This is a genomic window from Gilliamella sp. W8126, from assembly GCF_016102185.1.
Taxonomy (GTDB): Bacteria; Pseudomonadota; Gammaproteobacteria; order Enterobacterales; family Orbaceae; genus Gilliamella; species Gilliamella apis_A.
This window is the reverse complement of record NZ_JACFPE010000002.1, coordinates 210099-224900: the sequence shown is the minus strand read 5'-3', so window position 1 is coordinate 224900 and position 14802 is coordinate 210099. Positions and strand designations below refer to the sequence as shown.

Sequence of the window (14802 nt, the reverse complement as noted above, 5' to 3'; positions counted from 1 at the left end):
ATGTATTAATAACTGTCAGTGATTGATTTACTTTAAGTGGGATAATGTTTAAGATAGCTTAGTTTTTTATCTCGCTTAGGATTACAAAATTTGAATAACTTTGCAAAAATTATTGAAATTGAACGTGGCAATATAAAGTTTGCCTATGTGCAAAATGATGAAATAAATTATTTAGACCTTTTTGACCAATTTTTGGCTGAAGAAAGCCATCATGAATTACTCGATCCAAGTGATAGAATTGAGCGATATACTTATTTGATCAATCATGAGAAAACTAAATTCATTTTTAAAATTGATGGTGGTGTCGAACATCGTTTAGAGCGCCGTATTATAGCCAAACTCACTGGTGACTTTTATTTCAATTTAATTCATAAGCTAGCAAAAATATCATTGGACAAATGTGATATTGCTTATGAACTTTATCTAGTCGCATTTGATAAAGTGACTAAACGCCATTATATGATTTTTAATTTTATTGAAGGCCGATCATTAAAATGGGAAGAAATGGCAACTTATGGTGAACAAATAAAAAACTGCATTGAGAAATTACATAGTTATAATTTAGTTTCCAATGACATTCATGGAGGAAATTTTATTTTAACGCCAGAAGGAACAATTAAAGCGATCGATTTAACTAACTCTGGTTTTATTTGGCTTACCAAAGCTAATGATGCTATTGAATTGCGTGAACGTTTTGGTATTAAAATTAAAGTACCAGTTATGGCAATGGCAATAAAAAAATTCACTCATGGTTTTAAACGATTATCGCGAAAAATTCGTGGTAAAAAAGACTAATAATAAAATTGAGAGAAAAACTAATTTCTCTCAATTTCTCGCCAAAATTATTATTATTTTAATTTTATATAAAACAAATTACTGACTAATTTTTAATACTAAAAAATATTTATATTTTCATCTTTTAAATACTAGTAAATCCTTGTATAACCAGCTAGAATTAAACAAGTTAATCAAGCTAGGATGAGATATGAGAAAGTTAATTGGTTTTACTGTTTTAGTAATGTTACTAACTGGCTGTGCTTCTCAAAAGATGCAATCAATCTATCAAGCTCAAGGAGTAGAAATTGCCCAAAATGCTGACGGTGTTGATATAATAAATAAATATAGTATTTCTCGTCCTATTACTATTCTTCATTCTTCATTATCAGTTTGTATTGCCCAAGAACTTGATAACAGCCCTGTGGTTTTAAATAGCGACAACTATTTGGGGTCAGCATGGTGGCCATACTATAATATGCCTACGCAACAAGCCATTACCATCAATGGTGGTGATACCATCAAATTAGTTGAAGGTAATAATATTGTTGCCAATGCGATTACCGATTATCAATCACAATCTAAATACTTTATCAGTTATACCTTAACAACTACTCGTAATGCTAAAAATATTCATTATTTATTTAGTAACATCAAACAAGCTCAACAATATACCGGATCGATCGCTAATGATGGATTTCAAAATGTAAAAACGCTTGAAAGATCACATCCAGATTTAGTTATTGATGCACTTAATAAAGAAGTCGATAAAATTCAAGCTTGCTTATTACGCTAATCCTCACTCCTTCCTTAAAAAATTTTTGAGGAAAGGGGTTAGGAAATATAAAATTAATACAAAATTTTGTTGATTTTTTAAATATTATCAAAAAGTTCAATAAATTATTAATGTAAAAATGGATATGATTATTGAAGTAATTTTTGAAAAATTACTTTTGGGAAATTAGTCAAGTTATAAATGATAAAGCAGACTTATTCGAGATATCTATTCATTAAATTGTAAAATGATAAAAAGCGATTTATTAAATACTAGGCCTAGCAGAGAGTAATATTTCTCTTTTAATTACATCAAATGGACTACAACTACACTTCCCCATTATTTTTCCATGAATTCTAAATTAGATATTCATTTGCTGTAAAGCAAATAAAGCCCAAATAGCTTAATAATTAATCTATAAAAAATTAAGGAACAAGTTTTGATATACCTAAAAAGGGCAAAAATTAAGGATTGGTTGATTTCATTAGCTTAATGAATATAAGAGCATCCTAATAAATTAGTCATTACTAATTTTAGTATTTTAAAAATGGTTTAAATATAAATATCTTTATAAATCAATAATTATATTAGTAACATACTTACATTAATTACAAAATTAGTTAGATAACTTTCTTATTCTTCTGATTTATATCTACCTAACTATACTGCTTATGTACTATAAAAACATAAAGAGGTTTAGTTATGAGCATACTTCAAGATATAAAAGAAAATAAGATGTATATAGGTTCACTCCCCCTTCCTATATTTTTAGTTTGTTCCATTATAGTTATTATTGCCGCCCAACTGGACATGCTACCAAAAACATTAATTGGTGGTTTTGCCGTGATATTACCTTTAGGTTGGTTTTTGGGAACTGTCGGACAAAATATTCCATTTTTCAAAAAGTTTGGCGCTCCTGCTATTCTGTCATTAATTGTTCCTTCATTATTAGTTTACTATGGTGTATTTGATGAAAATACCCTATCGGCGACAAAAATGTTAATGAAAGAATCTAACTTTCTGCTCTTCTATATCGCCAGTTTAGTATGTGGTAGTATTCTTGGTATGCATAGAGTCATTTTAGTTCAAGGCTTTATTCGCATGATGATCCCAATGTTACTAGGAATGTGTTTAGCAGCACTAGTTGGTGTAGCTGTCGCTGTAGCTTTTGGTGATACTTGGGAACACGCCTTTTTCTATACCGTTTCACCAGTAATGGCTGGAGGAATTGGTGAAGGTGTTTTACAACTTTCTAATGCTTATAGCAATATCCTAAATCAAGATTATGATAGTTTTGTTAGTGCATTAATTCCAGCTACAGTAGTTGGTAACTTTTTTGCAATTACCTTTACAGCCATTATGAGCAGAATTGGTGAAGTTAAACCTCATTTAAGTGGTCATGGTCAATTGGTAAAAATTGAATTTGATGGATTAGCTGAAGCATTAAAAGATGATAAAACGCCACTTGATGCTCGTTCAATGAGTGGTGCAGTAATGATTTTAGCCACTTTATTCATTTTTGGAATGATTTTAGAAAAAATGATTCATTTCCCTGGTCCTGTTTTAATGATTATTGCTACTGCAGTAGTTAAATACTTCCGTTTATTACCAGAAAGTGTAGAACGCGGTAGCCAACAATGGTACAAATTTATTTCGGGCAATTTCACTTTCCCATTAATGGCTGGATTAGGTCTACTTTATATCGATTTAGCCAGTGTAGTTAATGTATTAACTATCCCGTATTTCATTACCATTATCGCTATTGTTTTTACTGTTTCAATGACAGGATTTGTCTGCAGCTTCTTCTTAAAAATGTATCCTGTTGAAGCATCTATTATTTCATCTTGCCAAAGTGGTATGGGCGGGACTGGTGATGTCGCCATACTTTCCACAGCAAATAGAATGAACTTAATGCCTTTTGCTCAGGTCGCAACCAGATTAGGAGGAGCTTTAATGGTGATATGTACTACAGCACTAATGCGTTATTTACATATGTAAATTCATATAAAATATAGAGTTAATTATTTAATTTATAAAAAATTTTAGACAAATTATTACGTTAATTTAATCTTACAAAATATCTAACATAGATTTAATATATTTAAAAAGGTAAATATTATGACAACAGTACAAGAAAAAGCATTAGCAATCAGTAAGCAAATGCATGGTAAATTTGAAACTCATTCTAAAGTGCCTGTTAATTCAATGGCAGATCTTAGTGTTGCTTATACACCTGGGGTTGCCGCAGTGTGTACTGAAATAGCTAAAAATCCTGAATCAGTTTACGAATATACGAGTAAACGTAATTTAGTAGCTGTTATTACAGATGGTTCTGCTGTATTAGGTTTAGGAAATATTGGACCAGAAGCAGCTATTCCAGTAATGGAAGGAAAAGCAATTTTATTCAAACAATTTGCTAATGTTGATGCAATACCACTATCAATTAATACACAAGATCCAGATGAGTTAGTTAAACATATTGCTGCATTGGCTCCTTCATTTGGTGGAATAAATCTAGAAGATATTAGTGCACCAAGATGTTTTGAAATTGAAAAAAGATTACAAGAAATATTGGATATACCTGTTTTCCATGATGATCAACATGGCACAGCAATTGTGGTATTAGCAGCACTATATAATGCCTTAAAAGTTGCTGGCAAATCGATAGAATCAGCTAAAGTTGTGATTAATGGCGGAGGAGCAGCTGGTTTAGCGATCGCCGATATGTTATTAGCTGCTGGAGTCTCCGATCTTAAAATTGTTGATAAAATTGGCATATTATCTGAAGATGATACTTCGTTACCGCCTCATCATTTAGCTATGGCGAAAAGAACCAATAAAACTAAACAAAAAGGTACATTAGAAGATGCAGTTAAAGGTGCTGATGTATTCATTGGTGTATCTGCGCCGGGAGTACTGAAACCTGAATGGGTTAAAACAATGGCCGAAAAATCGATTATTTTTGCTATGGCAAACCCTACACCAGAAATATTCCCTGATGAGGCCAAAGCTGCAGGTGCTTATATTGTTGGAACTGGGCGTAGTGATTACCCAAATCAAATCAATAATGTGTTAGCGTTCCCTGGCATATTTAGAGGAGCCTTAGATGCTAGAGCAAAAAATATTACATTAGCCATGCAACTAGCCGCAGCCAAAGGATTAGCTAATATCATTACACCAGAAAAACTTTCAGTAGATTGCATATTACCTAATGCTTTCGAACCCAATGTAGCGAAAGTTGTTGCTGAGAGCGTCAAAAATGCAGCAAAACTGTAATGATAACTTGAAAATAAATTAGATTAACTAAAAAACCTACTAATAAATTTATTAGTAGGTTTTGCCTGTTAATCAGTTAATATAGTTAGACGTTTATTTTTTATATATTAAATGATAATGAGATACCTATTTAACAAATTACCATTGAAAGTTAAGCTAATAAGCTTAATTTGTTTGGTTTTTATACTCTCAGTTATTGCACAAAACATTTATATTATTCATGTAGTCAATAACGAATATCTTATTAATTCTCGACAACGTGTAGAAAATATTGCCAGTATTATCTCAACTTCTCAGACTATCATTGATGAAATACAAAATCCTACTTTACAAAATATCACCACCATTCAGGCAACCACAGAGCAAGCTAGGACTCTCACTCAAACCGATTTTATTGTTATATTCAATATGCAAGGTGTTAGATACTCACATCCAGATAAAAATAAAATAGGCCAAACTATAGTAGGAGGAGATGAACAACGAGCGTTAAATGGTGAGTCTTATACTTCAATCGCAAAGGGTACGTTAGGGGATTCTGTTCGAGCATTTAAACCGATCATGAATGAAAAACATCAACAAATAGGTGCCGTTTTAGTTGGTCAGACGTTGCAGAAAATTAATCATTTAGCATCGAGAACAAGCCAACCGATTTGGTTATCCTTATTTGCCTCGTTAACTATCGCTATTATTTTAGCCTACTTGTTATCCCATAATATCAAGAAGATCCTGTATGGTCTTGAACCAATTCAAATGGCTCAGTTATTTGCAGAACGAAATGCAATTATTAGAACAGTAAAAGAAGGGATTGTCGTTATCAATCGCAACGGTTTAATAACCCAAATTAATGATGAAGCGATTAGAATTTTGCGTATAGATGATGATAAAGAAAATATTATTGGCTTACCTATTAACAATTTCATTCCTAATACTCGTCTACATGAAGTGATGATGAGTGGTAATGCTGAATATGATTGTGAACAAAATATCAATGGAGTGGTAATACTCACCAATCGAACACCTTTATTTGTTAATGATGCTTTAGTCGGAGCCATTGCCTCATTTAGAGATATGACAGAGGTTCGTAAATTGGCGGAGAATTTAACAGGGGTAAATCGATATGCTGACGCCTTACGTTCACAATCACATGAATTCAATAATAAATTACATGTTATTTATGGTTTAGCTTTCAATGATAATAAACAAGAATTAATGGATTACCTTGAACAAATTATTGGCAATCAACAGGCTGAATCTCAACTTGTTAGTCAATATATAAAAGATCCCATTATTGCCGGTTTTTTAAATAGTAAGTTTAGTCGAGCACGGGAATTAAATGTTACGTTAGAGTTCAATATTGATGGTGTTTTAGCCCCCATAACAGACACTTCTGTAATTCATAGTTTAGTCACAATACTTGGTAATTTAATTGATAATGGGTTGGATGCTGTACAGTTTTTAGATGATAAACAAATAAAAGTAAGTTTGGTCATAGATAACTCTAATTTTGAAATAGAAATTAATGACAACGGAGAAGGTATTTCAGAAAAAGATATTCAATATATTTTTCAAAAAGGCTATTCGACTAAAGGTGATAACCGTGGCTTTGGACTCTATTTAGTATTGGCTAGTATTGATGAATTAGATGGGCATATACAATTATGTGATCTTAATAATAAAAAAGGGACTTGTTTTAAGGTACTATTACCACTAAAAGAGATATATAGGAATAAATAAGCAAATGGTAGAAGTTTTAATCGTTGAAGATGATCCAATGGTGGCTCAATTAAATAAAAAATATTTACAAATGTTACCTGGTTTCAATTTGGCATCTGTTGTTAGTAATGGAGAACAAGCACTACATTTTATTCATGATAACCACATTGACCTGTTACTGCTTGATGTATTTATGCCAAAATTAAATGGTCTTGAATTATTAAAATACATTCGCATTAGTTATCCCAAAATAGATATCATAATGGTAACAGCAGCATGTAATACCAACGACATTCAGACAGCATTACGTTTAGGAGTCATTGATTACATAGTTAAACCTTTTACTTTTCAAAGATTTCGCACAGCCTTAATCTCCTATCAAGAACGAGTTCGATTGTTATCATCATCAGAAATACTAAATCAAGATCAATTAGATGATCGGATTTTTACCAAACACGTTAATTCTTCAACTAGGTTACCTAAAGGTATCGATTCACAAACATTACAATCAGTACGAGAGGTGATCGCTAATTATAAGAAAGATTTTTCAATGAGTGATATTGTTGAATTAATTTCACTATCTAGAATATCTGTTAAGAAATATCTTGATTACTTAGAAGAACTGGGAGAGATAGAAAGTCATTTGACTTACTTACCAATTGGTCGTCCAGTAAAGCGTTATATTTATCAAAAATAAATAAGATATACCTTAATTTTTTATCTTACTATTTAATAAATTAGTTATTAAAAAATAGATAAAGCTATTTATCCATAGTGATTTCATCTAAAGATAAACTAAAACTTGGTACAAATATATCTAAAAAGTAATCCATTTCAGGACTATTGCGTTCAGATAATGTTTTTTTCAGACGTTGCTCAGCTAACTTGAATTCATTATTGCCAGCGCTAAGTTCTTCGATGGTTTTAAGGTATGCACACAAAGCATCTGCTTGTTTTACGATATTCTTTTCAGACTCATTATAATAATCATCATCAATTAATGATCTAAAATCATCTTGCAACTCTTTAGGCAACATATTAATGAGTTTATTTTGAGCTATTTTTTCAATTTTTTTATATTCAGATGTGATTTGCGGATTATAATATTTAGTTGGTGTCGGTAAGTCACCCGTCAATACTTCTGATGCATCATGGTACATCGCTAATAATGCGATTCGCTCAGGATTAACATTGCCATTAAATCTTTTATTCTTAATGATTGCTAATGCATGTGCAACAAAAGCAACTTGTAGGCTATGCTCAGATACATTTTCTGTTCTCACATTACGCATTAAAGGCCAGCGATTAATTAATTTCAAACGTGATAAATGAGCAAAGAAATGGCTATTATTCATGTTAATATCTCATAATTATAAAAATAAAAAACGCCTCCAATTCGGAAGCGTTAATAAAGCGATTATTCTCGTTTAATGATTTATGCTAGAACAAGTTGTTTAGTACCTAAAGCAACAGGAACACTTTGCTCTTCAGTAAATGTGACATATTCCCATGCATCTTGTTTCGCCAATAAAGCTTGCAATAGTTGGTTATTCAATGCATGACCTGATTTATAGCAAACAACTTCACCAATCATATTGTGGCCACTCATATATAAGTCACCAATGGTATCTAGCATTTTATGACGTACAAATTCGTCTTCGAAACGGAGACCGTCATCATTAAGAACTTTATAATCGTCAACAACAATCGCACAATCTAAACTACCACCTAAACATAAGCCTTTAGATTGTAAAGCTTCGATATCTCGCATAAAGCCAAAAGTTCTTGCACGACTAATTTGGCGAATAAAAGATTCAGAAGAAAAGTCCAGTTGGTAACGTTGCGAACTACTATCAATAGCCGGATGACGAAAATCAATAGTAAAATCTAAACGGAAACCACTATATGGTCGCACTTCGGCCCATTTATCACCATTTTCAACACGAACAGTTTCTTTTACTCGTAAGAACTTTTTCAATGCATTTTGTTCAGCAATTCCAGCATCTAGTAATAAATAGATAAACGGACTTGCACTACCATCCATAATTGGAATTTCCGGAGCATTTACTTCAATAATAATATTATCGATACCAAGTCCAGCTAATGCTGAATTAATATGTTCGACAGTTGAAATACGAACATTATCTTCATTAACCAAACAGGTACAAAGCATTGTATCTCGCACTGATTTTGCATCCACAGGGAAATCAACATACGGATTTAAATCTGTACGACGATAAATAACACCTGTATTTTCCGGTGCAGGACGTAATGTCAAAGTAACTTTTTTACCAGTATGTAAACCGACACCAGTTGCTTGAATTGTCTTTTTTAATGTTCTTTGTTTCACTTCGCACCTACTTTTTTTATTTGTTACTATTGCATTAGACAATAATAAATCAAATAAGTTCAATACTAATTAGCCTGCTTACGAATAAATGCAGGAATATCTAAAATTTTACGCTCCTCAATAGGAGATACATCAGGTTCGTTTACAACCTTAGATATTGATGCTTCTTCTTGTTGTAAAGGCAAATGACTAGTTTGACCAAACAATGAGCCGTGATGAGCAGCTGGTTTAGTTATTTTAACTTCTGGACGTTTATCCATTCCAATACCTGTAGCAACCACAGTCACTCTAATCTCATCTGACATATCTGGGTCAAAAGTTGTACCCACAACAACAGTAGCATTATCAGAAGCAAATGCTCTTACGGTGCTACCTACTGTTTCGAACTCTTCAAGACCAAGGTCAAGGCCTGCGGTAACATTAACTAATACACCACGAGCACCTGATAAATCAATATCTTCAAGTAAAGGACTTGAAATAGCCATTTCAGCTGCTTCTTCAGCTCGATTATCACCAGTTGCACGACCAGAACCCATCATCGCATAGCCCATCTCTGACATGACAGTTCTAACGTCAGCAAAGTCAACGTTGATGTGACCAGGTTTAGTAATTAGTTCGGCGATACCTTGCACTGCGCCTTTTAATACGCCATTTGCTGCTGCAAATGCATCTAATAATTTAACGCCACGACCTAAAACTTTTAATAATTTATCATTTGGAATTGTAATAAGAGAATCAACATGTTTAGCTAACTCAGCAATACCTTGCTCAGCAAAAGCCATGCGTTTTTTACCTTCAAATCCAAAAGGTTTTGTAACTACAGCAACAGTTAAAATACCTAATTCTTTAGCAATTTCAGCAACAACTGGTGCAGCACCAGTACCCGTTCCGCCACCCATACCGGCTGCAATGAAGACCATATCGGCACCTTCAATCGCACTACGAATAACATCACGATCCTCTTCTGCTGAGTTTCTGCCAACTTCTGGATTAGCGCCAGCACCAAGTCCTTTGGTAACATTATTTCCGATTTGGATAGTTTGACCAACTTTTATTCTTTTTAATGCTTGTGCATCAGTATTTGCTGCAAAAAACTCAACGCCTTCAATATGTTCAGCAATCATATGCTCAACAGCATTACCGCCGCCGCCACCGACACCAATAACTTTAATGACAGCTGCTGGCTCATCATCCGCAACCATAGGCTCAAACATAACTTATCTCCAAATTTACGATCTAAGAACATTGTACAGATAACCAGCTACAATGTCTACGAAGTTATTAAATATATTAGCTAAAATTCTTTTTTGAACCAACCGGTCAAACGTTTAGCTATCCCTTTTAATGATGATTTATTGCTGTCTTTAGCATCATCATGTAATAAACTTTGTTTACCATAATGCAATAACCCTACAGTTGTTGAACAATATGGTTTTTGTACATAATCAGTTAATCCTGAAATATTTAAAGGTTGGCCAATACGCACTTGATTTTGAAAAACTTTTTCAGCACATTCAACCATACCTTTAATTTGAGCAGCACCGCCTGTTAACACAATTCCTGCTGCCAATTGATATTTAACATTCTGTCTTTTAAGCTCGTCTTGTAATACTGATAGCTCTTTTTGGACTAGTGATAAAAGCTCTGAATAACGAGGCTCAATGACATCAGCTAATGTTTGTCGCTGTAATGAACGAGACGGACGTCCACCCACACTTGGAACATCAATAACTTCATCTTTACCTACTAGTGAACCAACAGCACATCCATAACGAATTTTAATATTTTCTGCATCCATTGGTGGTGCACCAAATGCGTAAGCAATATCACTGGTAACAACATTACCAGCATAAGGAATAACTACAGAATGACGTAATGCTCCACCAGTATAAACTGAGACATCCATTGTTCCGCCACCTATATCTATGACGCAAACACCTAACTCTTTTTCATCATCAGTTAATACGGCATAACTCGATGCTAAACCAGAGAAAATAAGCTGATCAACTTTTAATCCACAACGTTCTACTGCTTTAACTATATTTCTTGCCATATCATTATGGCAGGTGACCAAATGAACTTTCGCTTTCATTCTTACACCAGATAATCCAATTGGGTTTTTAATACCTTCTTGTAAATCAATAGAGTACTCTTGGGCAATAACATGTAAAATTCTGTGTTCATCTAAAATACGCACAGATTTAGCGGTATGAACAACATTTTCAACATCTTCTGCTGTCACTTCTTCATCTGCAATCGGCACCATTCCAATTTCATTCTGACAACGGATATGTTTACCTGACAGACTTAAATAAACAGAAGATATTTGGCAATCAGCCATTAATTCAGCTTGATCAACGGCTCGTTGGATTGATTTAACCACTGATTCAAGATCGTTCACACCACCTTTATCAACGCCTTTTGATGGACAATGTCCAACACCAATAATGTTGACAATACCATCAGGAAGAACTTCACCAACGAGGGCAAGAACTTTCGAGGTGCCAACTTCAAGTCCAACAACCAATTTTTTCTCTGTTGCTTTCATACTTCAGCCTTTGTTTATTCCTTATTGAGAGATTTTTTCTCGTTGCACTGAAATACCATTTTCATAACGTAAATCAGCAGCCGTTATTTTTTCACCATCGGGTATTCTTGACTGAATTTCTGGAAATAATTTGATAAATTGTTGATAACGTTGTTCTATTTTTTCACTACCTAATATCAATTTTATTTCCTCATTTTCAGAACATAAATCAACTTTACATTGCTTTACCATTAATTGCCATGCATTACGTTCATCCGATATTGCCGCCTGAATTGTCAAAGTAGATTTATTATTAGCCCATTTTTTAGAGATATCCTCTAATCTAAAATAAGTTTCTAACATTGACTTGGCTTTACCTTCAGGACTATAAAGTCTCGGCAATGATAAATCTTTCAAACGATCCAATGGCACACTAAAAGTACTACCATTTTTATCAAGTAAATATAAATCATTCCAGTAAAACGCAGGTTTATATTCTTCAATGTATACAATCAACCTGTCGGGCCACTGTTTACGAACACTTGCTTGTTTTACCCAAGGATATCGCATAATTTCTTGCTGAATATCATCAACATCTTGGCCAATATAAGTATTTGGTAAACCTAATCCCAGAATTGCTTGTCTAAGATCATCTTCTGTCGTATAAGTATAATCACCACTTAAGGTCAATTGTGATAATACCATCTGATCAGGATCTTCCATCCAATCTTTAATACAATTGACAGCCCATCCACAAATAACAACTATTACAAGTAAGAACAAAAAGCCTAGCATTTGTTCTGTATTGCGAAAAACAAGCAACTTTCTTCTACTCTGGTTTTGATGTTTATGCGCTGCTTGTCGGACTTTTTTCATAAAAATAAAGCCAATTAAATGGTTGCTAATTGTAAAATACGGTTAACCAAATCACTGAATGACCAGCCATATTCTTTTGCCGCCATTGGAACCAAGCTATGATCTGTCATGCCTGGAGCAGTATTTACCTCAAGCAAATATGGCTTTTCATTTTCATCAAACATAATATCGACTCGTCCCCAACCTCTACATCCTACGGCTTTATAAGCGTCTAATGCCAATTTACGAATTTCTTGTTCTTTAGCATCACTTAATCCACTTGGACAAAAATATTGGGTTTTATCTGACAAATACTTTGCATCATAATCATAAAAATTGGTAGCGGGTTTAATGTAAATTGCAGGTAAAACATCATCACCAACAATAGCTACAGTAAACTCTGGACCAGCTAAAAATGATTCGATCATTACAGTATTATCATATTTAAAGGCAATATCAACAGCTGCTTTTAATTCATCTGCTTGATTAACTCTTGACATACCGACACTTGAACCTTCATGGCTAGGTTTAACAAACAATGGTAAGCCAAGTTGTTTAATTATATTATCAACATCAATTGATTGTGATTTATCAACCATTACATAATCAGCAACAGGTAAACCAAGTGATTTCCACACTAGTTTGGTTTTTAACTTATCCATAGTTAATGCTGAGGATAAAACATCACTTCCGGTATAAGGAATATTTTGATAAGTTAAAATAGCTTGGGTAATACCATCTTCACCACCTCGTCCATGCAAAATAACAAATGCTTTTGAAAAACCATCTTGTTTTAAATTAGTTATACAATACTCTTTTGTATCAACAAGATGAGCATCAATACCATTTGCTTTTAATCCTGCTAGAACAGCTTGTCCTGATTTTAGTGATACTTCACGTTCAGCAGAGGTTCCTCCATACAATACAGCAACTTTATCAACCATTATTATAAAACCCCTTTTGAAAATAATTGGCTGCCAGCTAATTGACGGGCAATCCGACCAACACTACCTGCGCCTTGTGTTAATAACAAATCTCCACCTTGTAATATTTCTTTCATAATTTCCGGTACAAGATCTAAATCTGAAACATAAATTGGATCCACTTTCCCTCGATTACGAATTGAACGACAAAGTGAACGACTATCAGCACCAGCAATAGGTTGTTCTCCGGCAGAATAAACATCTAACATCACTAATGCATCAACTTGAGAAAGTACTTGGGCAAAATCATCAAATAGATCCCTAGTTCGTGTATATCTGTGCGGTTGAAACAACATAACTAAACGCCGATCTGGCCAGCCATTTCTAGCCGCTTGAATTGTAGCATTAACTTCGCTAGGGTGATGTCCATAATCATCAACCATCATTATATCTTTATCATTTCCGTAAGGAAAAATACCTAATAGATCAAAACGTCGACTAGTACCGGCAAATTTAGCCAGCGCACGTACAATTGAATCATCATCAATTCCATCCTCTGTTGCCGCAATAATCGCTGCCGCAGAATTTAAAGCATTATGTTTGCCTGGAGCATTCAATTCAATGTGTAAATCATCTCTATCTGGACGGCAAACGGTATAATAGCTAACACCTCTTTCTTGGCGATAATTTTTAATTACAACATCGGCTTCTTCGCTAAATCCATAGGTGATAATTTTACGACCAACCACTGGTAATAACTCGCGATTAATCGGATCGTCATAACACATTACGGCTAAACCATAAAAAGGAAGATTGCGTAAAAAAGAGATAAAGGTTTGCTTAAGATTTTCTACACTTCCTTGATAGGTATCCATATGGTCAGGTTCGACATTAGTAACTATAGAGACCATAGGCTGTAAATGTAGAAATGAAGCATCACTTTCATCCGCTTCAGCAATAAAATAACGGCTACTACCTAGTCTAGCATGTGTTCCTGCCGCTTTTACTAATCCACCATTAACAAAAGTTGGATCAAGTTTAGCTTCTGCATATATAGAAGTAACCATTGCTGTAGTGGTTGTTTTACCATGGGTACCAGCGATAGCAATACCATATCGAAAACGCATTAACTCAGCTAACATTTCAGCTCTTTGAATCACTGGTATCCGAGCCTCTCTAGCTGCAATAACTTCTATATTATCCTGAGAAATCGCCGAAGAGATAACCACAACACTAGCACTCAGGACATTTTCAGCAGCATGACCAATGACAATTTTAGCGCCTAATGTTTCTAAATGCTGAGTTACAGGATTTTCAGCAATATCTGAACCGCTAATTTGATATCCTTCATTAGCAAGAACTTCAGCAATACCGCCCATGCCCGCGCCACCAATACCAACAAAATGGATATGTTTGACTCGTTTCATTTCTGGAATGATTGCTCTTAATTCAGCTAATTCCTTAGTATTCACACTTAAACCCCTAACTAGTTAGTTACTTCTTGTTTAGTATTTGGTATTTAAAAATTTATTGGACAATCATTTATCAAACAAATTAAGATTAAATATTAAACACATCAACAAGACAATTACTTAAAATTATATATAAA

The 14802-nt window shown here is 33.8% G+C and carries 13 protein-coding genes; 6 read left to right on the top strand and 7 right to left on the bottom strand.

Features of this window, described 5'->3' with window-relative positions:
- Positions 1 to 90: 90 nt before the first annotated feature.
- From H3S74_RS05050 to H3S74_RS05025, 6 genes are all read left to right on the top strand, one after another.
- On the top strand, positions 91 to 795 hold the full coding sequence (locus H3S74_RS05050) for a lipopolysaccharide core heptose(II) kinase RfaY (protein ID WP_198247391.1): 705 nt from the start codon (positions 91 to 93) through the stop codon (positions 793 to 795).
- 190 nt (positions 796 to 985) lie between these two features.
- Positions 986 to 1570, top strand: coding sequence for a hypothetical protein (locus H3S74_RS05045; protein ID WP_198247390.1), 585 nt, complete (start codon positions 986 to 988; stop codon positions 1568 to 1570).
- Positions 1571 to 2251: 681 nt separating this feature from the next.
- Positions 2252 to 3547 carry a 2-hydroxycarboxylate transporter family protein gene (locus tag H3S74_RS05040; protein ID WP_110447200.1) on the top strand — a complete coding sequence of 432 codons (1296 nt, stop codon included), beginning with the start codon at positions 2252 to 2254 and terminating at the stop codon, positions 3545 to 3547.
- 120 nt (positions 3548 to 3667) lie between these two features.
- Entirely contained in the window at positions 3668 to 4825 is a 1158-nt protein-coding gene (locus tag H3S74_RS05035; protein WP_110447199.1) for an NADP-dependent malic enzyme, read from the top strand.
- A 111-nt stretch (positions 4826 to 4936) separates the two neighbouring features.
- Positions 4937 to 6559, top strand: coding sequence for a DcuS/MalK family sensor histidine kinase (dcuS, locus tag H3S74_RS05030; protein WP_110447198.1), 1623 nt, complete (start codon positions 4937 to 4939; stop codon positions 6557 to 6559).
- 4 nt (positions 6560 to 6563) lie between these two features.
- On the top strand, positions 6564 to 7235 hold the full coding sequence (locus tag H3S74_RS05025; RefSeq protein WP_198247389.1) for a response regulator: 672 nt from the start codon (positions 6564 to 6566) through the stop codon (positions 7233 to 7235).
- A gap of 64 nt (positions 7236 to 7299) precedes the next feature.
- Here H3S74_RS05025 and yfbR read toward each other — a convergent pair whose 3' ends face one another.
- From yfbR to murC, 7 genes are all read right to left on the bottom strand, one after another.
- Positions 7300 to 7893, bottom strand: a complete 594-nt coding sequence (gene yfbR, locus H3S74_RS05020) for a 5'-deoxynucleotidase (protein WP_110447196.1) — start codon at positions 7891 to 7893, stop codon at positions 7300 to 7302.
- An 80-nt stretch (positions 7894 to 7973) separates the two neighbouring features.
- Positions 7974 to 8888 carry a UDP-3-O-acyl-N-acetylglucosamine deacetylase gene (lpxC, locus tag H3S74_RS05015; protein ID WP_110448021.1) on the bottom strand — a complete coding sequence of 305 codons (915 nt, stop codon included), beginning with the start codon at positions 8886 to 8888 and terminating at the stop codon, positions 7974 to 7976.
- 65 nt (positions 8889 to 8953) lie between these two features.
- Positions 8954 to 10102, bottom strand: a complete 1149-nt coding sequence (gene ftsZ / locus H3S74_RS05010) for a cell division protein FtsZ (RefSeq protein ID WP_110447195.1) — start codon at positions 10100 to 10102, stop codon at positions 8954 to 8956.
- A gap of 80 nt (positions 10103 to 10182) precedes the next feature.
- Positions 10183 to 11436, bottom strand: a complete 1254-nt coding sequence (gene ftsA, locus H3S74_RS05005; protein WP_198247388.1) for a cell division protein FtsA — start codon at positions 11434 to 11436, stop codon at positions 10183 to 10185.
- A 21-nt stretch (positions 11437 to 11457) separates the two neighbouring features.
- The gene (locus H3S74_RS05000; protein WP_110447193.1) at positions 11458 to 12291 is read right to left on the bottom strand and encodes an FtsQ-type POTRA domain-containing protein; all 834 of its coding nucleotides are present in this window, start codon (positions 12289 to 12291) and stop codon (positions 11458 to 11460) included.
- Positions 12292 to 12305: 14 nt separating this feature from the next.
- A complete protein-coding gene (locus H3S74_RS04995) occupies positions 12306 to 13214 on the bottom strand; it encodes a D-alanine--D-alanine ligase (protein ID WP_110447192.1) in 909 nt (302 codons plus the stop codon).
- Between the two features lie 2 nt (positions 13215 to 13216).
- The gene (gene murC / locus H3S74_RS04990; protein ID WP_110447191.1) at positions 13217 to 14665 is read right to left on the bottom strand and encodes a UDP-N-acetylmuramate--L-alanine ligase; all 1449 of its coding nucleotides are present in this window, start codon (positions 14663 to 14665) and stop codon (positions 13217 to 13219) included.
- Positions 14666 to 14802: the final 137 nt, after the last annotated feature.

What these genes read in the sequence shown, in the direction of transcription:
- ftsZ (WP_110447195.1), bottom strand. Translation starts at nt 10,102, where the DNA reads ATGTTTGAGCCTATGGTTGCGGATGATGAGCCAGCAGCTGTCATTAAA.
- dcuS (WP_110447198.1), top strand. Translation starts at nt 4,937, where the DNA reads ATGATAATGAGATACCTATTTAACAAATTACCATTGAAAGTTAAGCTA.
- H3S74_RS05040 (WP_110447200.1), top strand. Translation starts at nt 2,252, where the DNA reads ATGAGCATACTTCAAGATATAAAAGAAAATAAGATGTATATAGGTTCA.
- H3S74_RS05025 (WP_198247389.1), top strand. Translation starts at nt 6,564, where the DNA reads ATGGTAGAAGTTTTAATCGTTGAAGATGATCCAATGGTGGCTCAATTA.
- H3S74_RS05035 (WP_110447199.1), top strand. Translation starts at nt 3,668, where the DNA reads ATGACAACAGTACAAGAAAAAGCATTAGCAATCAGTAAGCAAATGCAT.
- ftsA (WP_198247388.1), bottom strand. Translation starts at nt 11,436, where the DNA reads ATGAAAGCAACAGAGAAAAAATTGGTTGTTGGACTTGAAGTTGGCACC.
- H3S74_RS04995 (WP_110447192.1), bottom strand. Translation starts at nt 13,214, where the DNA reads ATGGTTGATAAAGTTGCTGTATTGTATGGAGGAACCTCTGCTGAACGT.
- yfbR (WP_110447196.1), bottom strand. Translation starts at nt 7,893, where the DNA reads ATGAATAATAGCCATTTCTTTGCTCATTTATCACGTTTGAAATTAATT.
- H3S74_RS05000 (WP_110447193.1), bottom strand. Translation starts at nt 12,291, where the DNA reads ATGAAAAAAGTCCGACAAGCAGCGCATAAACATCAAAACCAGAGTAGA.
- H3S74_RS05045 (WP_198247390.1), top strand. Translation starts at nt 986, where the DNA reads ATGAGAAAGTTAATTGGTTTTACTGTTTTAGTAATGTTACTAACTGGC.